Here is a 24,010-nt window from a genome sequence, read left to right as displayed (position 1 = left end):
TGAAATAGATTCTTATTTTTGCAGTCACAACAACACTTACTAACAAATTTATCGTGAAAAATTATTTTTCTTCAGATTTTAAATTGGGCGTTCTCGGAGGCGGACAATTAGGGAGAATGTTACTTACAGAAACACAAAAACTAGATATTTATACACTTATCTTAGATCCGAATAAAGAAGCTCCTTGCGCACAAATTTGCAATGAATTTCATCAGGGAGATTTATTAGACTTTGATACAGTATACAATTTTGGTAAAAAAGTAGATGTATTAACAATTGAAATTGAAAATGTAAACATTGATGCTTTAGATAAATTGGAAGCTGAAGGCCATACAATTTATCCTAAACCTGGAAACTTAAGAACAATACAAAATAAGGCACGTCAAAAAGTCTTTTATCATGATCATAATATCCCAACAGCAGATTTTTCTAGGTTCACTTCTTTAGAAGAATTAAAACATTCTATAAATAATGGAGCTATAAACTTTCCTTTTGTATGGAAGTCAGCAAGATTTGGGTATGATGGAAACGGTGTAAAAATTGTTAAATCTATCTCTGATTTAAATAATTTACCTACTGATGAATGTATTGCTGAAAAATTGATTCCTTTTAAAAATGAATTAGCTGTTATTGTTGCCAGAAATACTCAAGGAGAGATTAAAACTTATCCTGTTGTTGAAATGGAATTTCACCCAGAAGCGAACCAAGTTGAGTATGTTATTTGTCCTGCAAGAATAGAAAATAACGTTGCTGATAAAGCACGTGAAATAGCATTAAAAGTAGCTGATATTTTTGATTTTGTAGGCTTATTAGCCGTTGAAATGTTTCAAACTGAAAATGATGAAATTTTAGTAAACGAAGTAGCTCCACGAACCCATAATTCTGGCCATTACTCTATAGAGGCTAGTTATACAAATCAATTTGAACAACACCTTCGTAGTATTCTAAATTTACCATTAGGAAATACAGATAGTAAATTAGCTGGTATAATGGTAAACTTAGTAGGGGCTGAAGGGTATACAGGAGATGTGGTTTATAAAAATATCGAAGAAATTTTAAAAATAGATGGTGTTACCCCTCATATTTACGGTAAAAAAACAACAAAACCTTTCCGTAAAATGGGACATGTAACTATCGTTAATACAGATATTGGTCAAGCTAGAAAAGTTGCTCAAAAGGTAAAAGAGACCATACAAGTTATTGCAAAATAATGATTGAAGAAATTAATGTGACTTTTGCATGTTTTTTATTTAAAAATTATGATAATTCGGTATTATTTTTACAGTAAACAATACTAAAAAAGCAAGTAAAAAGATACATTGAAAACAATTAGAGTTATAGCTTTTATTATTTAGATTTTTGGAAGTTCTTTGTAAACAACAATTTTAGCATTTATGGACTTAAAAGTCTTAATGAAATAAAACTTTGGCATCAAAAGCTAATGTCATTTTTTAAATCAAAATTCTATTAAAATTTAAAGAAACAAATTATAAAATAAAAAAGTTTTCTAATCCGAATTTTAGGGTGAGAAACTACTAAAAAAACTAAAAAATATGGTAGGTATTATAATGGGAAGTGATTCAGACCTTCCAATCATGCAGGAAGCAATAGAGGTATTAGAGAGCTTTGATATTCAAGTTGAAGTTGACATAGTATCAGCTCATAGAACTCCTGAGAAATTGGTTGACTATGCTACTAATGCTCACAAAAGAGGTGTAAAAGTTATTGTTGCTGGTGCTGGTGGTGCCGCTCATTTACCTGGAATGGTTGCGAGCATGAGTCCATTACCTATAATTGGTGTACCTGTAAAAAGTAGAAATTCAATTGATGGATGGGATTCTGTTTTATCTATTCTTCAAATGCCTGGTGGAGTTCCTGTTGCGACAGTAGCTCTTGACGGTGCTAAAAATGCCGGAATTTTGGCTGCTCAAATTATTGGTGCTTCTGATAAATGTGTTTTAGATAAAATAATAGCTTATAAAGAAGGCTTAAAACTCAAAGTTGAAAAAGCTTCTGAAAGAGTAAAAAAATAGGTATTTTAGTAAAAAAATAAATTACAAACCTCATAAATATTAAATTTATGGGGTTTCATTAATTATTTAAGAAAGTAAAAAATGAATCCATTATTACAAGATTTTCATACTCCTCCTTTTTCAAAGATAAAGGAAGAAAATTATAAACCTGCTATAAAAGAAGCTATTGAAATAGCAAAAAAAGAAATAAACGATATAGTAAATAACACAGAAGCTCCTTCTTTTGAAAACACTACTGTAGCTTTAGATAATACAGGAGAAAAACTAGATAAAATAACTTCTATTTTTTTTAACCTAAATTCAGCTGAAACAAATGAAGAGATTCAAAAAATTGCAAAAGAAATTTCTCCTTGGTTAAGTGAATTTAAAAATGATATGATTTTAAATGAAGCTTTATTTAATCGTGTAAAAGCTGTTTATAATCAAGTTACAGAGTTAAGCTTAACTCCAGAGCAACAAATGTTGTTAGAAAAACAATACAAAGGATTTGCTCGTAATGGTGCTAATTTAAACGAAAATGATAAACTTGAATTGAGAAAAATTGACGCTAAACTTTCAAAACTATCATTACAATTTGGAGAACATATTTTAGCCGAAACTAATGCTTTTGAAATGCTTCTTACCAATGAAAATGACGTATCTGGATTACCTGAAAGTGCAAAAGAAGCAGCAAAAATGATGGCTACTCAACGTAACAAAGAAGGCTGGTTAATTACCTTAGATTATCCTAGCTATATTCCATTCATGACTTATGCTGAGAATAGAGAGTTACGAAAACAATTAGCAGTAGCTATGGGGAAAAAAGGGTTTCAAAAAAATAAATATAACAATGAAAATATTGTTTTAGAAATTGTCAATCTTCGCCATAAACGTTCAAATTTATTAGGATATAAAACACATGCCCATTTTGTTTTAGAAGAGCGAATGGCTGAATCACCTGATAATGTTTTAAACTTTTTAAATGAATTATTAGAAAAAGCAAAACCAGCAGCAATTAGTGAGTTTAAAAACTTAGAAAACTATGCTAAAAAATTAGATTCTATTGATAAATTAGAAAAATGGGACGGCTCTTATTACTCTGAAAAATTAAAAAAAGAGTTATTTAACCTAGACCAAGAATTGTTAAAACCATATTTTAAATTAGAAAATGTAATTAATGGGGTATTCACTATCGCTAACAAATTATTCGATTTAAAATTTGAAGAAATTAATAACATAGATAAGTATCATGAAGACGTTAAAACATATGCTGTTACAGACTCTGAAAATAACTTTATCTCCTATTTTTATGCAGATTTTCATCCTAGGCCAGGAAAAAGAAATGGAGCATGGATGACTTCTTATAAATCTCAACAAATAAAAAATGAAATAAATGAGCGTCCTCAGGTATCTATCGTTTGTAATTTCACTAAACCTACAGATACAAAACCCTCTTTACTAACGTTTAATGAAGTTACTACTTTATTTCATGAATTTGGTCATGCTTTACATGGAATGTTAGCAAACACTACGTATAATAGTTTATCAGGCACATCTGTTTCTTGGGATTTTGTTGAATTGCCTAGTCAAGTTTTAGAGAACTGGTGTTATGAAAAAGAAGCTTTAGAACTTTTTGCCAAGCATTATAAAACTGGAGAAACTATTCCTATGGAGTATGTAGAAAAGATAAAAGAATCTGCTAGTTTTCATGAAGGTATGCAAACATTACGTCAATTAAGTTTTGGCTTGCTAGATATGCAATGGCATGGTACAAACCCTACCAACATTAAAAATGTAAAAGATTTTGAAGTAGCTGCTTTTTCAGATACTCAATTATATCCTGATGTTTCAGAAAATTGTATGAGTACAGCTTTTGCTCATATATTCCAAGGAGGGTATTCTGCTGGTTATTATTCTTATAAATGGGCAGAAGTTTTAGACGCAGATGCTTTTGAATATTTTAAAGAAGAAGGAATCTTCAATAAAAAAATAGCCGATAAATTTAAAGAAAATGTTCTTTCTAAAGGAGGGACAGAAAAACCGATGGATTTATACAAGCGCTTTAGAGGTAAAAAGCCAAACTCAGATGCTTTATTAAAACGTGCAGGATTAATACAATAGTATTTAATATTTTTACTTTTAATAAAAAAAAGTCCTATTTTCATAAAAATAATTTTTTATGAAAATAGGACTTTTTACATATATTGTACTGTTTTTAACTTTCAATAGTCTTTCACAATCTGTTATAAAAGGAAAAGTTTCAACTCACAATAACGTTCCTTTAGAAGGAGCTTCTGTTTATTTAAATAACACAACCATTGGAACTATAACTAATGAAAAAGGTGAATTTAAATTAAACACTCCTAAAGGATATTATAATTTAATTGTTTCATTCATTGGCCTTAAAACCTTACAACTTAAAATAAATACTAACATTGAAACAAATCCTTTATTATTAAAATTAAAACCTGATACTAATATTTTAAATGAAGTTGTTATTCAAAAAACAAAATACGACGATGATTGGAAATATAATCTATCTCGTTTTAAAAAAGCTTTCTTAGGAAAAACGGAACTAGCATCACAATGTTTGATTTTAAATCCTAAGGTTTTACATTTTGACTTTGATAAAAAAACAAATAAACTATCTGCATATGCTCATGAACCTCTTCAAATAAAACATAAAGGTTTAGGTTACTTAATATTTTATGATTTGGTTGAGTTTTCATTAATCAATAACCGTATTTTTTTCAGTGGATACTCTAAATATAAAGACTTAAAAACTACCATTAAAAGGAAATGGAAAGCCAATAGGTTGAAAGCATATAATGGCTCTCGTATGCATTTTTATAGATCAATCATTAAAAATGAACTAGATATTGCAGGGTTTAAAATAAATCAACTGCAAAAAGTACTTAATCCTGCTAGGCCTCATGATAGTATTATAAATGAAGCTAAATTAAAATTAGCTTCTAAGCCTAATTTTAATAGTTTTAAGAAGCTCCCTACATTTCACTCTAAAAAATTAAATCTGTTTAATAAAAAAATAAGAAGCTCATTTGTAAGAAGAATACTAACAACAGAAACTCACTTCACAAAAAAGTTTAAAATAAAATTCTCTGAAGAAGAAATTAATAAAATCATACATAGTCCTTTTCATGTTAGAAAAAATAATAAAGGGTTTTATTATGCTACACCAAAAACAAAGTTATACGACGAGGAAACTGACTCATTAAGCCACATAGCTAAGAAAGAAAATTTAAAAAAATATATTAATAAACCCGTAAAGAAAAACTTAGTTTTAAATGATTTCATTATTAAAAGAGGTACTACTTTTTATCTAAGTTTCCCTTACTTACTTGAGATTAATTACCTTAATGAACCTGAAGAAGATGGCTATAGGTTGGGGAAAGCCAAACTAAACTACCAACAATCTTTCATATCCCTTCTTAACTCTAAAGAGTCTGCTATAAGTAAAAAAGGTATTTTAATAGAGCCTTTCACTGTTTTACATGAAGGCTACTGGGGATTTGAAGCTTTTGCTCATATGCTTCCATTAAATTACCTACCTTTAAATAATTAATTATAGAAATTTTAACTTAAAAAATTACTTTTTTGAAAATATTAACAATATATATCATAAATAAAAATCTTAAGTAATTAGTTTTGTTACTTTAAGATGATTTTAACAATAAAAAATAACGTAATAAAAAAAATAGCATCTCTTTTTTTGATGCTTTTTCTTGTTACTCCTATTGTTATAAAAACAATTCATCACCATCATGAAAATGATATTCATGTTGATTGTAATTCAGATTCAACTCATTTTCATCAAGAAATTACTAATGATTGTGATATATGTTACTTCTCTTTTTCAAATTTCAATACTCTTGATTTAAATATTATTTCGTTTAGCCCTACTTTTTACAATACTTTAAAAACTGACGGCTACATATCTTTTAGATTGATGAGTGTTAAATCGGTCAAAAAAATGAGGCCCTCCTTCTTTTATACAGCACCTCTTATTTTTTTGAATGCATCAAGTAATACAGGAGTATATTTCTAAAAATTAATAAGGAGTTTTCTTACTAAATTATAACCCCTCCTATTGTTTAAACTTCTAGTTTTTATAGAATGGAAATACGTAATTATTTCTGTACAGCATGCATACTATTATTTTAGTAATAAATAAATCTTTATACAAAATCAAAATTTACAGAACCTCTAAATCACTTAATGTAAACTAAAAAAACTTTTCACCAATAAACCAAAACGAATAATAATTACAAAAAACACGAAATGATAAAAACAAACAACTTAACTAAAAGATATGGCGATTTTACCGCCCTAAATAATTTAAATCTAGAAATACAAAAAGGAGAAATATTCTGCCTTCTTGGAGCCAATGGTGCAGGTAAATCAACGACTATAAATTTATTATTAAACTTTATTACTCCTTCCTCCGGAAAAGCTTACATTAATGGGTTAGATGTAAATAAAAACACTAAGAAAACAAAATCTTTCTTAACTTATATTCCTGAAAATTTAATGCTCTACCCTACTTTAACGGCAGTAGAAAACCTAGACTATTTTTTAGGAATCGGAGGGTATAAATTTTCTAAAATAGAATTAGAATTCTTCTTAGATGAAGCAGGACTTCAAAAAGAAGCATACCATAAACGTACTCAATACTTTTCTAAAGGAATGAGGCAGAAAATAGGTATTGCCTTAGCCATTGCTAAAGATGCTAAAGTTCTATTATTAGATGAACCAACCTCGGGTTTAGATCCAAAATCTAGTAATGAATTTGGCCTACTTCTCAAAAAAATGAAATCTGACAATGTAGCTACGTTAATGGCTACACATGATATTTTTAGAGCTAAAGAAATAGGTACACATATAGGTATAATGAAAGAAGGAATACTAAAACATTATTTTTCAAATGAAGATATTTCTCTTCAAGATTTAGAAAAATTGTACTTAGAAACAATGAACTTAAAAGAAGAAATGGTATGATTTACTATGTAATAAAAAAAGAACTTAAAGAGATTTTAAGAGATGGTCGTTTTAAAATTTCAATAAGTATTGTTTTTGTACTTTTAATTGTAGCTTTATTGATTACCGCTAAACAATATGAATCTACTAACATTCAGTACAATGAAGCTAAAAAAAGTGAACGAAATGTTTGGGAGTCCCAAGGAGAAAAAAACCCACATTCAGCCGCTCATTATGGTAATTATGTTTTTAAGCCAAAATCTCCATTATCACTAATAGATCAAGGAGTTGAAAAATATACCGGTATCTCTATTTTTTTAGAGGCACATAGTAGAAATCAAGCGCAATTTAGTAATGCTTCTGACCAAACTGCTTTATCTCGTTTTGGAGAATTAACTGTAGATTTTATTTTATTGTATATACTCCCTTTAATTACTATTTTAATTGGGTATAACAGCTTTACAAAAGAAATTGAAGGAAATACTTCTTATATACTAAAAAGCCAAGGAATTGTTGGATGGAAATTATTATTAGGAAAATGGCTAGCTACCTTAATACCTTCTGTTACAATTACTACATTTTTATTTTTATTAGGGGGTATTATATTGTCAAACGTTGAAAACTATGGCATCTTTAACTGGTATGCGTTTGTTATTTTATACTTTGTGTATATCATATATTATTTAATTTTTACCAACATCACTCTACTAATATCTTCTTTAGCAAAAAAATCAGGAATCTCTTTAGTTATTAATTTATCTTTTTGGGTATTAGCTTGTTTTATAACACCTAAAGTCGCAAGTAATTTAGCTGACACAAAATATCCCTACCCTACACATCAAGAATTTTCTAAGAGAATTTCAGAGGAAAACAAAAAAGGCCTAGATGGTCATAACCCTTGGAACAAAGAGGCTAAAAAACTTGAAAAAGAAGTACTTGAAAAATATAATGTTGATAGCGTACATAAACTTCCTTTTAACTACAGTGCCTATAGAATGCAAAAAGGAGAAGAATATCAGGCAAAAGTATATGAAAAGCATTATGATTATTTAAATGAACAAGCTAAAAGACAAGATGGGATTTATAAATCATTAGCTTTAATTTCTCCATTTCTTCCTACACGCTTTTTATCAATGGCAGTCGCTAAAACTGATTATCAAAATCATTGGAACTTTGCAGAATCGGCAGAAAAATATAGAGTAGAAACACAGCGTTTTTTAAATGGTACAACTGAAAAAAACTCTAAATATGGAGAACGGTACATAGCACCAGCAAGTACATGGAGTAAACTACCAAAGTTTAATTATCAAGCCCCTCCATTTTCAAGTGTTCTTGAACAAAATACATTCTTGTTTTTAATACTAGCACTATGGTTTTCTTTCACAGCTATGGTATTAATATTAACTAATAAAACTTATTAAAATGTTTATACATAATTTTAAATACGAATTAAAGGTATTACTAAGAAGTAAATGGCTTCTAGTACTTTTTTTTACTATGCTATTTATTATTCTTTTTGCTGGTTATAATGGAAAGCAAAAAGTAGACAAACGATTTTCAGACATTGAAAAAGCGCATAGTGCAGTGAAAAAGAAAGACTCAGAGATGTTAAAGGTCTTAGATTCTTTAGAAAAAGGATTTGAAACAAGCGTTAGTTCATGGGCAAAACCTACTAGACCAATGCATATTGGCTACTCTTTTCCAAGAGTGGTAGCAATGCCCCCTCAAGCCTTAACTTTTATATCTACGGGGCAAAGTGACTTATTTACACATTACGTACAACCGAAAGCTTATGGTGACAGCTTTTTATTTAATTATGCTGAATTATCAAACCCTACTCAGTTACTTTTTGGAAGTTTCGATTTATCATTTGTTATTATATATATATTACCACTTATAGTCATTGCTTTTAGTTATAATATATTTTCTTCTGAGAAAGAATCTGGATCATTAAAATTATTAGCCTCACAACCAATTTCAATGTTTACATGGATTTTACAAAAAATTGGATTGCGTTTTATTTGGTTCAGCTTGATTACACTGATTATTTTGACCATCACTTTTATAATTAATAAATTTGATTTCTCAACCAACTTTGTATTTTATATCAATACTCAACTATTAGTGATAACTTACATACTTTTTTGGTTTATTATAGTATTATTAATAAATATATTAATCAATAATTCGGCAAAGAACGCGGTAAGTTTATTAGCTGTTTGGGTATTTATCATTTTAATAATCCCTGCAATAATTGGCCAACTTAGCAATGTATTTTATCCTATTCCTTCAAGAACTAAACTCATAAGTGAAATAAGAGAGCTAAAAGATAAAGTTTCTAAAAAACAAGATAAAATTTTAGATAATTATTTAAGAGATCACCCTGAGTATGCAAGTAATAATTCATCTACAAATTACTCTTTTTGGCATAAATACATGGCTTCTCAAGATTTAGTTGAAGATGAACTAAAACCTTTAATAACTTCTTACGATATTCAATTAGAAAACCAACAAAAATGGATACAAAGATGGCAATACAGTTCACCTGCCATAATTTTGCAAGAAGCATTTAATAACTTAGCAGGAACTTCAACTTTACACTATCAAAATTACAGAAAACAAACTAGTGTTTTTGCTAAAGAATGGCGTAACTTTTTTGTTCCTTTATTATACAAGAATGAAAAATTTAGCACTAACTTATATTCTAAGCTACCAAGCTTTGAATACAAAGCTCCTATATCTTCCTCTATAGTAATAAAATTAATTTCACTACTTCTATTCTCACTATTTTTTATAAACATAGCGTGGATTAGTTTTAAAAAGAAATTAAAAAAAGGAACACTTATTAATAATTAGAAAAAATGTCTGTCACTTTGTTGTGACAGATATTTTTACTTATTCTTCTCCTCAATCCATTTACTCATATACTTTGTAGCTTGTAAAGTTTGATGGTGCAACAAGTTTCCTAGAAAATTTTTTCGTCGGTGATCCTCAATATTATTTTGAATTTTTTTTATTTGATCGACAAAAGGTTGACTAATCTTGTCTTTATCATATATTGAATTAATAATATCAACTCCATTAGCCTGAAAGCTTTTCCAAAGTTTCTCATTAGTGTATAATTCAATCGTCTTTTTTAAAAACTGGTTAAAGTCATCTTCTATAAATCCATTCCAAGGTAAGCTTCCATGCATCCCTTCGGCACCTATGCTTGTTGTTACACTCGGCGTTCCACACATCATAGCTTCAGTCAGCTTTCCTTTAATACCAGCACCAAATCGTAATGGAACTAATAATACTCGTGCTTTGTTTACTACTTCTAATGCATTTTTTGTAAATCCTTTTACTATAAAACCTTCTTTTGGTTTATGTAGTTGCTGTATTTGTTGGGTAGCATACGCACCATAAATATGAATTTCTACTTCAGGGAGTTTCTTTCGTATATCCTTCCAAATTGATTTTAATTGTAAAACAGTATCTACATTTGGTGCATGAAAAAAGTTTCCAATAAAAACAAAATCTTTTCGCTTTTCAAAAGGTTGCCAATTTTTAATACTATCTTGATTTATTTTATGAAGTAAAAAAGGAAGATGATATAATAACTCTTTATCAATTTTAAATACATCTGTTAATAATTTCATTTCATATGCTGAAATTATTATACTTAAATCACATCTTAATATAGACGCTATTTCACGTTTAGTTTCCTCTGAAGTCAATAAATCTTCATTCCTACATATTTCATTTTTTTTAAGTTTCTTGTGGCGTATTTTTCGTAAAAAATGTAAATCTTCAGTATCTAATACACGAAGAGCTTTAGGACAATGTTCTGCTACACGCCAACCAAATTGTTCTTCCATCAAAAAACGATCAAACATCACAATATCAGGGTTCATTTTTTTAATAAAGACATCAAATGAAGAATTATTCAATTCAACCATTACCTCTTTAACTCCTATTGAGGCTAAATTAAATGCCCTTTCTCCCTTAATTGATGGCGAAGCAAACGTAATTTTATAATTATACTTTAAAAACAACTCTATTAGTTGCAACATTCTACTACCTGCTGCTGATGAATTTGGCTCTACCCAAACATAGCCTATAATAAGAAGATGATTCATGTTACAAAAATAGTAGTTTTATACTGACATTCTTTATCTTCCTTTTAATAATACTCATCAAAAACTAATCTTAAACATTCTTCAACAAATCAACAATTATATGTAATTTTGCGGTTATTATTCTGAAAAACAAAACAGATAGCTAAGCAGAAAGGTAAAACACTACTTAGCCAAAATAAAACAATAAAAACACGACTCATGAAATACGATGTAATCGTTATTGGTTCTGGTCCTGGAGGATATATTTCTGCTATCAGAGCTGCTCAATTAGGTAAAAAAGTTGCTATTATAGAAAAATATTCTACTCTAGGTGGTACTTGTTTAAATGTAGGTTGTATACCTTCAAAAGCTTTATTAGATTCTTCTCATCATTACTATGATGCTGTAAACCATTTTGAAGAGCATGGAATTTCTGTTGAAAAACCATCCTTCGATTTTGGAAAAATGGTTGCTCGTAAAGCAAATGTAGTTGAAACTACAACGGGTGGAATTAAGTATTTAATGGATAAGAATAACATTGAAGTTTTCGAAGGAGTAGGTTCTTTTGAGGATGCAACACATGTTAAAGTATCAAAAAATGATGGTAGTTCAGAAATAATTGAGGGAGCTAACATTATTATTGCAACTGGTTCAAAACCTTCAACATTACCTTTTATTTCTATTGATAAGGAACGTGTAATAACATCTACTGAAGCATTAAAATTAAAAGAAGTTCCTAAACATTTACTAGTAATTGGTGGTGGTGTAATTGGATTAGAACTAGGTTCTGTTTACAAGCGTTTAGGTGCTAATGTTACAGTTATTGAATATGCCCCTACAATTACTCCAACTATGGATAAAGATGTTTCTAAAGAGCTTACTAAAGTTTTAAAGAAGCAAGGGATGAAGTTTAATGCAAACCATGGTGTTACTTCTGTTGAAAGAAATGGAGATGAAGTAATCGTTAAAGCAACTAATAAAAAAGGGGAAGAAGTTACTTTTACTGGTGATTATTGCTTAGTATCTGTTGGCCGTCGTCCATATACTGACGGATTAGCTTTAGAAAAAGCAGGTGTTAAGGTTACTGAAAGAGGAATGATAGATGTTAATGATCATTTACAAACTAATGTATCTAATATATATGCCATTGGGGATGTTGTTCGTGGAACAATGTTAGCCCATAAAGCAGAGGAAGAAGGTGTAGTCGTTGCTGAATATTTAGCGGGACAAAAACCTCATATTGATTATAATTTAATTCCTGGTATCGTTTATACCTGGCCAGAAGTTGCTGCTGTTGGTAAAACAGAACAAGAATTAAAAGATAGCGGAGTTCACTATAAAGCTGGTAAATTTTCAATGCGTGCATTAGGTAGATCTCGTGCTAGTGGAGATACTGATGGTTTTGTAAAAGTTTTAGCTGATAAAAATACCGATGAAATTTTAGGAGTTCATATGGTTGGGGCTCGTGTTGCTGACTTAATCATGGAAGCTGCTGTTGCTATGGAATACAGAGCATCTGCTGAAGATTTAGCTCGTATTTGTCATGGTCACCCTACCTATTCTGAAGCAGTGAAGGAAGCTGCTAAAGCTGCTTGGGATGGTAAGCCTCTAAACGCTTAAAAAAAACAATAAAAACAATAAAAAAAGGTGTTATTTTAAAATAACACCTTTTTTTTGTTAATTTTTCACATATATTTAACTCATTTAATCAAACCCCTAATAAAAATGAAATTAATCAAAATATTATGTGTTTTTTTCACATCTTTAACACTTTTTTCTCAAAACCTTATTGAAAAACAACTTCCTAAACCAAGTAATCTTAGCTCCTTCTTTATTGGTTCACTACTAAAATCAACTATCCATTATGGAGCTAAACCTACTAATTTTAATGGAAAAGTTATTTTATTTAACCATGGATATATTGACCTTAATCAACTTTTTTTCACAAACAATACATTTTATCAAGAAGCATTTAGCGAAGGGTATCAAGTAGTTTTTGTTGCTACAACAAGGGGAGAAGGCATGTGGGCTAACGGAAAGTTATTAGCCGAATCTATTGATATTATAACTAGCAAATACGGTGTAAATGATCTATACATTATTGCTCACAGTAACGGAGGAAAAGCGTCTGAAGTTGCAATGTACACACATAACAAATTTAATAAAGTGAAAAAAGTTTTTGCTTTGGGAACACCATATTGGGGTACTTATTTAGCCGATATATCACAACAATGGTGGTTAAATTGGTTATGGAAAAAAACAGGTTTAAACGAGGGAGGTGCTACTTCAACGACCTATTATTGTAGAGATGTTGTTCGCCCCTATTTTGATAATCATGTAAACAATGAGCCCTCAAAATTTATTATTCTTGGTGGATCAGGTTTTGCTAGAGGACATACATTATTGGCTCCTTTAATGTTTGCCAGTGGTAGCATTTTATATTTACATCAAGGAATAAATGACGGAGTATCTCCTTATAAAAGTACCCTTAGACCTAATGGGGTTTACGCATTTAAGAAGAACGAAGCGTATTTAGATCATGTTGATATAGCATTAGGGCAATATGTGTGGAAACACATTAAACCTTATTTAAATGAAAACGCCATGAAAAACAAGTTAAGTAGAAACACTTCTAAGTTGATTAATTACACTAAATTAACAAGTGATTATCAAATCATTAACTCAGAAAATGATTATGACAAAATTATAGCAGATAAAGGAAATACAAATATTGCTATACAAGTATTCCATGAAAACTCATCTTCTAACTTCAACTTAAAATCTACAAATGGTAATTTAATTACACATACAAAAAAACACTTTAAAACGAATTCATTCAGTGATTATATAAGTAATTATACACTTAAAACATCCACTCCAAGTGTTTTAACAAGTAATTCGAAATTCGTTGCTTATGCCCATCAACCGAATGGCCCCAAAATGATATATGAGGTTAAAAAAGACAAAAATATCATACAAGTGTCGTTTCATAACACTAAGGTAAATACAGATGAAATTAAAGTATCAGCTACTATTACCAAAACTTCTGATTTGCTAGGTAATACTTCTAAAGAAGAAGCTTATTTAGAAGTATTTAGCTATCATTCAAAAACAAAAAAATTTACACTAAATACATCACTATTTAAAGAAGGTGTTTATACTATTTACATTAACAGTATGCACCCAGATTTTAGTAGAAATATAATTTCTGGATTTACGGTTGGTAGTATCACAAATAATAAAATTAAAGAATTAAATACTCCTAAAGAATCTCTATTTGATATAAAGTTAAATAATAGTATAATTACTGACTCAATAAATTTTACAACTAAAGGAATTCCATCTACTCATGAACTTTCAATTAAAATTTACACAATAAGCGGTCAATTAATAACAAATACTAATATGATAGAAAATAATAGAACATATAGCGTTAATACTAACAATCTATCTTCAGGTTTATATATAGCTTCTATAAATTATAAAAACTATTCAAAGAGTTTTAAAATTATAAAAAAATAATCTTAAAGATTAAAAACCGAGCAATTATTCTCGGTTTTTAATTTTATATATTTTTATTTATTCCCTTCTATTTTTATATTTAAACCGTTAGCTATTTCCATACCTAATTCACGATCTACTCTAAACCAATGACATAACTGTCTATTTATTATTTCATTTTTTTTGAATCCTGAAATTCCACTCATTGCATTTACAATATTAGTAATTGTATCTTTTTGCTCTTTTTTACACATTAATCTAAATAAATTTCCAGGTTGGGTATAATGGTCATCATCGTTATCATTACGATCAAAATAGCCTACTTCTTTGGATTTTAATTCATAATTCATTCCCTCCTCTCTCGTTGATTCTAACTTGATATTATCAAAACTATTAGGAAAATAATTTGGAGAATCCCCACCATTGTCATCAAACCGCATTGAACCATCTCTATGATAATTATTAACCATATATGGACATTTATTTACAGGTAATGCGTCATAATTAACACCTATTCGATAGCGATGTGCATCAGGGTAGGCTAAAATTCGTCCTTGAAGCATTTTATCTGGTGAAAACCCAATACCATCAACTAAATTTGAAGGAGCAAAAGCAGATTGCTCTACATGAGCGAAATAATTATTAGGATTTTCATTCAACTCAATTACACCAACATCTATTAAAGGAAAAGAAGCATGAGGCCATACTTTAGTTACATCAAAAGGGTTCCACCTAAAACTATCTGCTTCTTCAATTGTCATAACTTGAATTTTTAAAGCATACTTTGGATAATCACCTTTGTCTATAGCTTCAACTAAATCTCTTTGTGCGTAATCTGGATCAATTCCTTTTAAATATATTGCTTCACTATCACTTAAATTTTTAATGCCTTGCATAGTTTTATAATGGAACTTTACATAGACTCTTTCGTTATTATCATTAACTAAAGAGAATGTATGACTGCCATACCCATTCATAAACCTATACCCATCAGGTGTACCTCTATTACTCATTAAAATAAGTACTTGATGTAAGCTCTCAGGGTTGAAAGACCAGTAATCCCACATCATAGTCGCTGACTTACAGTTTGAATAAGGATCACGTTTTTGAGTATGTATAAAGTCTGGAAATTTTTTAGGGTCTTTAATAAAAAAAACAGGAGTATTATTTCCAACTAAATCCCAGTTACCATCTTCCGTATAAAACTTTATAGCAAATCCCCTAGGATCTCTTTCTGTATCTGCTGATCCTTTCTCTCCTCCTACAGTAGAAAAACGAGCAAATAACCTTGTTTGCTTACCTACTTTATTAAAAAGTTTTGCTTTAGTATATTTACTAATATCATTTGTTACCGTAAAAGTACCATACGCCCCTGAACCTTTAGCATGGACAATTCTTTCAGGTATTCTTTCTCTGTTGAAGTGAGCTAATTTTTCATGTAAAAAAAAGTCTTGTAATAATAATGGCCCTCTTTCTCCAATACTTTGAGAATCTTCATAATGAAACAATGATGCACCTGACGCTGTTGTTAATTTTCTTTTTTTAATCATTACTATCTGTATTTTGTTTTTGTAAACTTATAAAAAAACAAAACATAATAAAAATTGATAGTTTTTATTTTTAAATAGAAAAATACTATTATTATGAATTTGGAATAAAAAAACCGAGTTGTAAAACTCGGTTTAACAATCTATATAAAATTATATGTTATTGTTGAATACCGTAGAAGCTTCCAACACTATTATTAATATCAGCTGCTTTTTTTACAGCCTCATACATTTGATTTGTTTTATTCTTTCTATTATTAGCAATTCTCTTTCTGTACGTGTCATAATTAGGTAATGCTGTAGGTAACTCTTTCTTTTCAGTAAAAAAAGCATAAACACCTCTGTCTCCAACTACCTTATTATATACTTTATTTTCCTTTGCATTAATCATAGCCCCTACAATCTTAGGCTCGTACCCAACTCCTGAAAGACTAGGAGATTGTAAATTAACATCTACTGCACCTCGTATTGTTTGACCTGATGATTTAGCTATATCCTTCAAAGTAGCTCCATTCATTTTACTTGAAATAATTTCGGCTTTCTTTTCATTTAAAATGATAGGACGAACAGTTTGTATGGCTTTATCAACAGACATCAAACCTTTAGATGTTTTATCAGTTAACATAACTACCACATAACCACCTTCTACATCAAATCTTTTAAAATTACCTACTTCAACATCTTTTCCAAATGCCCAGGTTATAATTTCTCTTTCATTACCAAGTCCTGGAACGTTTTCATCTAAAACTTTCAAACCCACCGCTGGTAAAGAAGTTAAACTATTTTCTTTTACTAAATCAGTATATTTTTTACCATTAGTTAAATTTAAAGCAAAAGTTTCAGCATTTTGGAATATTTTGTTTTCTGTAGCTTCTGATGCTTCAATCTTTCTTCCAAAGGTTGCTAATTTCATTGCTGGTTGAAAATTTTTCTGATCTTCAATCTTAATGATATGGAAACCAAAAACAGTTTTAACAACTCCTATATCTCCTTTTTTTCCTTCAAAAGTAAAGTCTCTAAATTCTGGTACCATTCGGTTGTATCCGTACCAATCATAAAACCCACCTTTTTCAGCAGAACCTTTATCAGAAGAAAGCTCCTTTGCCAAATCTTCAAATTTAGATGAATCTGCTTTTAAAACAGTCAATAAACTATCTGCCATTATTTTAGCGTCTGCTTCATTTTTAGTCGGCTCATATCCACTTGGATTTGCACCTATAAAAGGTATTAAAATATGCCTAGATTGAACTGAATCTGGCAATTGAGTAATTTTTGTAATTTTCGATAATTTGAAATAATCATTATCTTTATAAGGACCGAAAACGTCTCCTTCTTTACCTTCAAAAAGCTTTTCAGCTATTGTTTGAGGTACCTGAATTTTAAATTTATAATTATCATCAAGTGAAATATCAGATTTAGCATCTTCTAAAAAAGCACCATAATCAGTAGCATTTTTTAACCCTTTTAATATATTTCTTTGATCATCTTCAGAATCTTCGATTAACTTAGCTACCTCAACTCTTAAAGCCTCTTCATCTTCTAAAGTAGGAACTATATCAAATTTTACAAATTTCACATCTCTTGAAGCTTCAACTTGATATTGATTTTTATGATTTTCTATATATGCCTTAACATCACTCTTCTTTACAGTTACTGTACTATCAGCTATTGAAGTAAAAGGAACATACACATACTTTCCTGAAACTTTAGTATTTTCAGTTAGGTACTGTCCTTCTCCTTCTTTTAAAGATGCACCTAAACCAGAAGACACCAAATTATCATAAGTCGTTTTCTCTAAATTATCTCTTAAGGAAACCATATAATTTTGCCAAGCTCTCCACTCATCGTTATTAGCATCTTTTATAGTAGCTAAATGTTCTTTCAATTTACTTTTATCAAAAATACCAGAAGTTTGGAATCTTTGGTCACCTTGAATAGTAGGTGAATCAAGTAAAGCTTGCATAATATCTGCTTCTCCAACAGTAATTCCTGCCTCCTCTAATTGAGATTTGTATATTTTTTGACGTAATAAATTATTCCAAACAGTTTTTGCTGCTTGCATTTCAGAAACTCTGTTACCAGTTTGCTTTTTATATGCATCTAGGGCTTCTGCAAATTCTTGACGAGATATACTTTCTCCATTTACATCTCCTACTTCGTTTACTTTACTTGCATTAAAAAAATCTGATATTGTAGATGGGTCTAATACAAATGCAAAAAGTGCTAAACCAATAACAAGAATTAAGAACATTGAACGTTCTCTAATTTTCGATAAAATTGCCATACGTCATTTTTATTTATTAACAGTGTGCGAAAATACAATTTCACATTTAATAATGCAATGTTTTTTTAGCTGTTTTAGAGTAAGTTTACTTATATGCAAGTATTATTCTTCTTTCTCTAATACTTTAAAATGGATAGCATCTATTTTAGACGTACTAACTTTTAATATTTTTAATTGGAATTTACCGATATTCAAAACCTCATCTTGAGTAGGTATATTTTCAGTATGATTAATTATAAAGCCTCCTAATGTTTCATATGCTTCTTCTTTAGGAATATCTAAATTAAACTCTTCATTTAAATAATCAACCTCTAACCTTGCAGAAAAATTATATTCATTATCATTTATTTTTTCTTCAAGAAGTTCTTGACTATCATGTTCATCTTCAATCTCTCCAAATAACTCTTCAACGATATCCTCTACAGTTATTATTCCAGAGGTTCCTCCATATTCATCAACAACTATTGCAATACTTTTTCTTTTTTTAATTAATAAATTTAAAACATCATTAATAATCATTGACTCTGGAATAAATTCAACAGGTAATAGTATTGATTTTATAGTTCTGGGTTTTTTAAATAACTCAAAAGCATTTACATAGCCTAAAATATCATCTAATGAATTTTTATATACTAATACCTTAGACAATCCTGTTTCAATAAACAATTCTCTTAAATTTACCACCGAATCATGAATATCAGTAGAAATAATCTCAGTTCGTGGCACCATAATTTCTCTTGCTTTAACTTTATGAAACTCTAAAGCATTTTGAAATATTTGAATTTCAGAGTCAACTTTTTCATGATTACTTCCTCCATCTAACTGTTCAGATATATAATTACCCAACTCTTCTTTACTAAATGCTGTTTGTTTTTCATTCTCAATTGTTTTAAAAAAAACCTGTAAACAAAAATCAGAAATCTTAGTAATAATCCAAGTGATTATATAGAATATCAAATAAAAAAAATAAGCAGGAATAGCAAATACCTTTAACATTTCATTTGCATAAATTCTGAAAATTGCCTTTGGTAAAAATTCAGCAGTAACTAGGATAATAATAGTAGATATAATTGTTTGAGTTAATAGGCTTACATCTAACAAAACATAGTTTACAATTATACTATCTGATGGTAAAAAAGTTTGAAACCAAGTCATTAAAAGCTTTCCCATAAAATAACTATAAATAACTAAAGCAACATTATTACCAACCAACATTGTGGTTATAAAATTTGAGGATTTTTCAGTTATTTTAGCTAGAATTTTAGGAAGAAAACCTTCTCTCTTTTTTTCTAGTTCAATATGTAATTTATTTGCAGAAACAAATGCAATTTCCATGCCTGAAAAAAAAGCAGACAATAAAACTGACACTAAGATTATTATAACATCAAACTGCATTTAACTCCTTTTTACAATTACTATTTAGGCTTTAATTTTGTTTATTTCTTCTTTCTACTTTTCTTCTAAAATACCGTTTAAAAAAGAAAATCAGAATTATAAAGATACCAAAACCAAACATAAAAAGAGCTTGTTCCTTATCTATATTCCATTTAAGAAAACCTTCTATAAAAAAAATAATTCCAACTATTAAGTATCCGTATTGTATATATTTCCAAAGTGTGTTCATTATAAGTCGTCGTCTTTTGTTTCTACTTCTCCTGTAATATCTTTTGCTACCCATTTAGATAAGTCTTGTCTTGACTCAAAGCCAAAACCATTGATAACACTTGTTTCAGTAGTTAATCGAAAACCATCTTCAGTAAACAAATATTTCTCGGTTTGATCCCAAAAAAGCTGATTTGTTTCTAATTTAGAGTTATCTGCATGATTTACAATCACCACATTATCTCTAATTTCAGAAATTCTTGTTTTATTATAAGTTAATGCGAAATTACCCGTAATTGTAGTTGAATCTCCATTTTTTTCTATGGTTACTATTTTTATCCCTTTAGGAAACTTGTTATACGGATGTTCTTTTCTATTTGTAAAGTCATGTAATAATGGAGTTATTAACTTAGAAGTAATTCTACCGGAATCTTTATAAACATGATAAATATCTTTACCTATAGCAATAGGTAAGTTTTTATCTGCTAAGAAATCTTGTACTTCTTTTTTACTATTGGTACAAGAAAAAAACATTGCTATCAATCCAATGATAGCAATGTTTTTATATATGTTATATTTTTCAACTCTCATTTAATTGATTAAGGTATACGAACAGTTTCACCAATCCAACATCCTATTTTATGAGACATTCCTGAAGAAACTCCTTTCTGAAAAATCAACTTCTTTGAAGGTATATTTTTTTTGTAACTAGAAATATATCTACCAGCTCCACACCCAGGATCAACTCTTTTGGCTTTTAATGCTTTATTCAATGCAGCTACATATACCATTCGTTTTTCAAACTCATCTCCTCCACAAGTGTTGACACTTTTTTGATATAAACTTGCAATAAATAAGTATGCTTTACCCATATTTGGGTTATACTTTAAAGCTTCATAAGCTAAAGCTCTTGCTCTTGACCCCCTAGATCCTTGAGCTTCTCTTAATTTCAATTTAGCTTTCTTTAATGGGTCAGTTTCTAAATCAAAAGCTTTCTTTCTCATTTGAGCAGCTCCTCTTTTATCTCCATTATTTTCCAATACTCCAGCAATAAAGTTGAACGCGTCAGCTGATTGGGTAGCATCTGCATACGCTTTCGCTAGCGTTTCAAATAAAGGATCAGTTTGACAACCTTTATTATACATTCTTGATACAGCTCTTTTTAACCAAACTCCGTTTGTTTTATTTGAATCATAATCTCTTTTATAAATAGGAATTAATCTTTCACAAGTAGCTATTTCAGAAATCATAGCATCCAAACCTCCTTCAACTTTACCTAATGAACCAGAGTTTATTGTATAAGCGTTTAGTCTCTTCTTCTCTTTACTATCGATTGTACCAGCTTCTTCTTTAGCTTGTAATTTTGCTATTTTAACATTATAATCATCTAATTTTTCTTGAACAGATTCAATTACATCATCATACGTGTCAAATACTTTTTGAGGATCAGTATCTTTATATTTATCAGTGACACCTTTAAAATACCTAAAGATGTTAGTAACACTCATGTCTTTAGGTGAAATTTTGTAGGCTTTTTCTAATAACAAAAACACATCAGCATCAGATGCTAACTTATTTTTAATTAAATACTTTGCGTAATCACTATGTGCTTTTGCAGCCCCTTTATTAGGGAAATTAATTAACCTAGCTTCATAAACTTTCTTAGCTAAATCATGATCGTTGGTTTTGTCAGCTACTTTAGCACCGTATTTATAAATATTAACTGATAATTTAGGACAGTTAGTAAGTAAATATTCAAGATCTGGTTTGGCCTCGGTATATTTTTTAGTAATAGCATTCCCTTTAAATAGGTTGTACTTTATGTTACATTCTTGACTAGCCTGCGCTTTAACTACATTTACGGCTACAAACAAAAACATTCCTGTTAGTAAATACGTAATTTTTTTCATTATTTAATCAGTTTTTAATTAATCTATTTTTCTTGTTTTGAACCAATTAATACTATTTAGAGATAAACTTAATTTTACATTAAAATAGTTTTCTTTAATTAGGTTATTAATTATTGTCCCCCTTTGTCCGTACTCAAATCCTATATTAATACTAGATAATTGTTTTGGAAGTGGTAAACCAAATCCAATATTTATGCCAAAGTCGTTTATTGATGTTAAATTATTTCCAGTTCCTGTTCCATCTGCTAAAATCCCCATTTTCTCAAACCTCACACCACCTCTATAAGTTACTCTATCCCAATAACTTGATATTGAATTTAATTTAGGCAGATAATATCCTCCTATTGAAAATTTACTTCCTCTTTCATATCTAAATGCTTGACTATTCCCTATAACATTAATTCCCTCAGAACTAACTACTGCATCTCTATACTCTTGATTTATTCCAACATACCACTTATTTACTTTTCCCAAACCTACACCAAAAACAGTTTTGAAAGGCATTGTTAAATTTCCTGATATAGATTTATCGTATAATATTTTTCTTACTTGTTCTGCTCCTGAGCTAGCAATAGATAATGAATACATTCTTTCGGCTCCATTTGCAGATAAATCACTATCAAAAGTAACAGCTGCACCTGTATAAAGTTGTAATTCATTTTTTAACTCTTTCTTATACTGTGCTCCAAGTTTAAATTGCCCTCCTCTAAGAGTTAATTTTTCTTGGTGCTTAGTCGCTAACATAGTTTCTTGAACTTGATTTAAAAGATCATTTTGTAAACTTCCAAAAACAAAACCAACTTCAGCTCCTAAAGAAAACCCGTCAAATAAATACGTACCAAAGCTAGCATACAGCCTATTTGTTCCACCTATCCCTGAGAATCTTGAAATCTCCTTAATTTCGTCACCATCATACACTCTATTCAATAAAGAATACCCTACAGATGAGAATGGTTGTAAACCAACAGACAACCCCGCCTTTTTTCCTATTGGAAATCCTAAAGAAACATATCTTAAACTAGTTGAGTTTCCAGATTGAGATGAATTAGACTCTTTTAACTTCAAAAAAGTTAAATTTCCTCCAATTGCATAAGTAGCATATCTTAAATCAGCATTTGCTGCTGGGTTTGTAAAATTTAAATGGTACGTATCTTTTAGTGCAACTCCAATACCTCCCATTGAAGACTGTTCTACAGTTAATGGATCAAAATTTTCCCCTATACCAAAATAAGAATATGGTGACGCACTATTACTTTGCGCTACAATTGTTGTTGAACTTAATACTAATAGTCCTATTATAATCCTCTTAATCATCCTCTAAATTATATATCAAAATAGTGTGTAATCCCTCCAAAACAAAATTTGGATGGGCAAATATGACACTTTTTAATTGTTCTGCCAAGAATTTTGTATCTCCTCCTGTTAAAACAATTGTTAAATCTTGATAGCCTGCTTTATACTGATTAATAAGACCCATTATTTCATTATATACTCCATTTACTACTCCAGAATGCATAGAAGTATCTGTATTTCTCCCTATAAAATCAGTAATATGCCTTTTTTTCAGTAATGGTAACTTTGATGTAAATGCATTTAAAGCTCTATACCTCATGGCTATTCCAGGAGAAATGGCTCCACCTAAATACTTTTTATCTTTAGTTATAAAATCAAATGTAATACAGGTTCCTGCGTCTATAACTAAAGTATTTTTTTCGGGAAACTTACTTACAGCAGCGGCAGCTAAAGCTATTCTATCAACTCCCAAAGTTTTAGGAGTATCATACTTATTTTCAAAAGGTACTTTAGTTTCATGATTTAGGATTATAGGATTGATCATTTCTATTATTTTTTCTTCCTCATTCTTAGAAAATGTCGCTACAGAAGACACAATACTCTTTGATATTCTATATTTAGAAATAATTTTTTCTAATTCTTCAATTATTTTCGTTTTTAGAAATACAATACTATCAACAACCACATCATTCTCATAAACAGCTACTTTAACTCTTGTATTACCTACATCAATTATTAAAAACATATTTATTTTTTAAAAAAAACA

Annotated in this window: 18 protein-coding genes; 10 read left to right on the top strand and 8 right to left on the bottom strand. The window is 29.5% G+C overall.

The window, feature by feature from the left end:
- Nucleotides 1-53: 53 nt before the first annotated feature.
- The 8 genes from ACMFBB_RS17075 to ACMFBB_RS17040 all read left to right on the top strand — a co-directional run bounded on the left by ACMFBB_RS17075 (nt 54) and on the right by ACMFBB_RS17040 (nt 9,863).
- Nucleotides 54-1,211: a 5-(carboxyamino)imidazole ribonucleotide synthase gene (locus tag ACMFBB_RS17075; protein ID WP_435261943.1), complete on the top strand. Its 1,158-nt coding sequence runs from the start codon at nt 54-56 to the stop codon at nt 1,209-1,211.
- 342 nt (nt 1,212-1,553) lie between these two features.
- On the top strand, nt 1,554-2,033 hold the full coding sequence (gene purE, locus ACMFBB_RS17070; protein WP_435261942.1) for a 5-(carboxyamino)imidazole ribonucleotide mutase: 480 nt from the start codon (nt 1,554-1,556) through the stop codon (nt 2,031-2,033).
- An 81-nt stretch (nt 2,034-2,114) separates the two neighbouring features.
- Nucleotides 2,115-4,133 (top strand): M3 family metallopeptidase, encoded by a 2,019-nt coding sequence (locus tag ACMFBB_RS17065; RefSeq protein WP_435261941.1) that lies wholly within the window; start codon nt 2,115-2,117, stop codon nt 4,131-4,133.
- A 58-nt stretch (nt 4,134-4,191) separates the two neighbouring features.
- Nucleotides 4,192-5,595, top strand: coding sequence for a carboxypeptidase-like regulatory domain-containing protein (locus ACMFBB_RS17060; protein WP_435261940.1), 1,404 nt, complete (start codon nt 4,192-4,194; stop codon nt 5,593-5,595).
- Nucleotides 5,596-5,691: 96 nt separating this feature from the next.
- Nucleotides 5,692-6,078 carry a hypothetical protein gene (locus ACMFBB_RS17055; RefSeq protein ID WP_435261939.1) on the top strand — a complete coding sequence of 129 codons (387 nt, stop codon included), beginning with the start codon at nt 5,692-5,694 and terminating at the stop codon, nt 6,076-6,078.
- Nucleotides 6,079-6,311: 233 nt separating this feature from the next.
- Nucleotides 6,312-7,028 carry an ABC transporter ATP-binding protein gene (locus ACMFBB_RS17050; RefSeq protein WP_435261938.1) on the top strand — a complete coding sequence of 239 codons (717 nt, stop codon included), beginning with the start codon at nt 6,312-6,314 and terminating at the stop codon, nt 7,026-7,028.
- Entirely contained in the window at nt 7,025-8,428 is a 1,404-nt protein-coding gene (locus tag ACMFBB_RS17045) for an ABC transporter permease (protein ID WP_435261937.1), read from the top strand. Before ACMFBB_RS17050 ends, ACMFBB_RS17045 begins: the two co-directional genes overlap by 4 nt.
- Before the next feature lies 1 nt (nt 8,429).
- Nucleotides 8,430-9,863 (top strand): DUF3526 domain-containing protein, encoded by a 1,434-nt coding sequence (locus ACMFBB_RS17040; RefSeq protein ID WP_435261936.1) that lies wholly within the window; start codon nt 8,430-8,432, stop codon nt 9,861-9,863.
- Between the two features lie 35 nt (nt 9,864-9,898).
- On the opposite strand, the gene ACMFBB_RS17035 is transcribed toward ACMFBB_RS17040, so the two are convergent.
- Entirely contained in the window at nt 9,899-11,128 is a 1,230-nt protein-coding gene (locus tag ACMFBB_RS17035; protein WP_435261935.1) for a glycosyltransferase, read from the bottom strand.
- Nucleotides 11,129-11,326: 198 nt separating this feature from the next.
- On the opposite strand from ACMFBB_RS17035, the gene lpdA reads away from it, so the two are divergent.
- The gene (gene lpdA, locus ACMFBB_RS17030) at nt 11,327-12,727 is read left to right on the top strand and encodes a dihydrolipoyl dehydrogenase (RefSeq protein ID WP_435261934.1); all 1,401 of its coding nucleotides are present in this window, start codon (nt 11,327-11,329) and stop codon (nt 12,725-12,727) included.
- Between the two features lie 105 nt (nt 12,728-12,832).
- Nucleotides 12,833-14,629 (top strand): T9SS type A sorting domain-containing protein, encoded by a 1,797-nt coding sequence (locus ACMFBB_RS17025; protein ID WP_435261933.1) that lies wholly within the window; start codon nt 12,833-12,835, stop codon nt 14,627-14,629.
- 53 nt (nt 14,630-14,682) lie between these two features.
- Here ACMFBB_RS17025 and ACMFBB_RS17020 read toward each other — a convergent pair whose 3' ends face one another.
- The 7 genes from ACMFBB_RS17020 to ACMFBB_RS16990 form a co-directional block, all read right to left on the bottom strand.
- Entirely contained in the window at nt 14,683-16,155 is a 1,473-nt protein-coding gene (locus ACMFBB_RS17020) for a catalase (protein WP_435264326.1), read from the bottom strand.
- A 160-nt stretch (nt 16,156-16,315) separates the two neighbouring features.
- Nucleotides 16,316-18,439 carry a peptidylprolyl isomerase gene (locus ACMFBB_RS17015; protein ID WP_435261932.1) on the bottom strand — a complete coding sequence of 708 codons (2,124 nt, stop codon included), beginning with the start codon at nt 18,437-18,439 and terminating at the stop codon, nt 16,316-16,318.
- A gap of 102 nt (nt 18,440-18,541) precedes the next feature.
- The gene (locus ACMFBB_RS17010; RefSeq protein ID WP_435261931.1) at nt 18,542-19,834 is read right to left on the bottom strand and encodes a hemolysin family protein; all 1,293 of its coding nucleotides are present in this window, start codon (nt 19,832-19,834) and stop codon (nt 18,542-18,544) included.
- A 228-nt stretch (nt 19,835-20,062) separates the two neighbouring features.
- Entirely contained in the window at nt 20,063-20,632 is a 570-nt protein-coding gene (lptC, locus tag ACMFBB_RS17005) for an LPS export ABC transporter periplasmic protein LptC (protein WP_435261930.1), read from the bottom strand.
- 8 nt (nt 20,633-20,640) lie between these two features.
- The gene (locus ACMFBB_RS17000; RefSeq protein WP_435261929.1) at nt 20,641-21,951 is read right to left on the bottom strand and encodes a hypothetical protein; all 1,311 of its coding nucleotides are present in this window, start codon (nt 21,949-21,951) and stop codon (nt 20,641-20,643) included.
- An 18-nt stretch (nt 21,952-21,969) separates the two neighbouring features.
- The gene (locus ACMFBB_RS16995) at nt 21,970-23,265 is read right to left on the bottom strand and encodes a hypothetical protein (RefSeq protein ID WP_435261928.1); all 1,296 of its coding nucleotides are present in this window, start codon (nt 23,263-23,265) and stop codon (nt 21,970-21,972) included.
- Nucleotides 23,258-23,989, bottom strand: coding sequence for a type III pantothenate kinase (locus ACMFBB_RS16990; protein WP_435261927.1), 732 nt, complete (start codon nt 23,987-23,989; stop codon nt 23,258-23,260). The genes ACMFBB_RS16995 and ACMFBB_RS16990 overlap by 8 nt, the downstream gene beginning before the upstream one ends.
- Between the last annotated feature and the right edge of the window lie 21 nt (nt 23,990-24,010).

Origin of the sequence: Tenacibaculum sp. nBUS_03, assembly GCF_051201695.1 — a bacterium.
In the GTDB taxonomy this organism is placed as follows: Bacteria; Bacteroidota; Bacteroidia; order Flavobacteriales; family Flavobacteriaceae; genus Polaribacter.
Note: the sequence above shows the minus strand (reverse complement) of the source record. Positions and strands in the feature narration are given on the sequence as shown.

Excerpts from the sequence above, each read along its gene's own strand:
- purE (WP_435261942.1), top strand. The coding sequence starts at position 1,554 with ATGGTAGGTATTATAATGGGAAGTGATTCAGACCTTCCAATCATGCAG.
- ACMFBB_RS17065 (WP_435261941.1), top strand. The coding sequence starts at position 2,115 with ATGAATCCATTATTACAAGATTTTCATACTCCTCCTTTTTCAAAGATA.
- ACMFBB_RS17060 (WP_435261940.1), top strand. The coding sequence starts at position 4,192 with ATGAAAATAGGACTTTTTACATATATTGTACTGTTTTTAACTTTCAAT.
- ACMFBB_RS17055 (WP_435261939.1), top strand. The coding sequence starts at position 5,692 with ATGATTTTAACAATAAAAAATAACGTAATAAAAAAAATAGCATCTCTT.
- ACMFBB_RS17050 (WP_435261938.1), top strand. The coding sequence starts at position 6,312 with ATGATAAAAACAAACAACTTAACTAAAAGATATGGCGATTTTACCGCC.
- ACMFBB_RS17045 (WP_435261937.1), top strand. The coding sequence starts at position 7,025 with ATGATTTACTATGTAATAAAAAAAGAACTTAAAGAGATTTTAAGAGAT.
- ACMFBB_RS17040 (WP_435261936.1), top strand. The coding sequence starts at position 8,430 with ATGTTTATACATAATTTTAAATACGAATTAAAGGTATTACTAAGAAGT.
- ACMFBB_RS17035 (WP_435261935.1), bottom strand. The coding sequence starts at position 11,128 with ATGAATCATCTTCTTATTATAGGCTATGTTTGGGTAGAGCCAAATTCA.
- lpdA (WP_435261934.1), top strand. The coding sequence starts at position 11,327 with ATGAAATACGATGTAATCGTTATTGGTTCTGGTCCTGGAGGATATATT.
- ACMFBB_RS17025 (WP_435261933.1), top strand. The coding sequence starts at position 12,833 with ATGAAATTAATCAAAATATTATGTGTTTTTTTCACATCTTTAACACTT.
- ACMFBB_RS17015 (WP_435261932.1), bottom strand. The coding sequence starts at position 18,439 with ATGGCAATTTTATCGAAAATTAGAGAACGTTCAATGTTCTTAATTCTT.
- ACMFBB_RS17010 (WP_435261931.1), bottom strand. The coding sequence starts at position 19,834 with ATGCAGTTTGATGTTATAATAATCTTAGTGTCAGTTTTATTGTCTGCT.
- lptC (WP_435261930.1), bottom strand. The coding sequence starts at position 20,632 with ATGAGAGTTGAAAAATATAACATATATAAAAACATTGCTATCATTGGA.
- ACMFBB_RS17000 (WP_435261929.1), bottom strand. The coding sequence starts at position 21,951 with ATGAAAAAAATTACGTATTTACTAACAGGAATGTTTTTGTTTGTAGCC.
- ACMFBB_RS16995 (WP_435261928.1), bottom strand. The coding sequence starts at position 23,265 with ATGATTAAGAGGATTATAATAGGACTATTAGTATTAAGTTCAACAACA.
- ACMFBB_RS16990 (WP_435261927.1), bottom strand. The coding sequence starts at position 23,989 with ATGTTTTTAATAATTGATGTAGGTAATACAAGAGTTAAAGTAGCTGTT.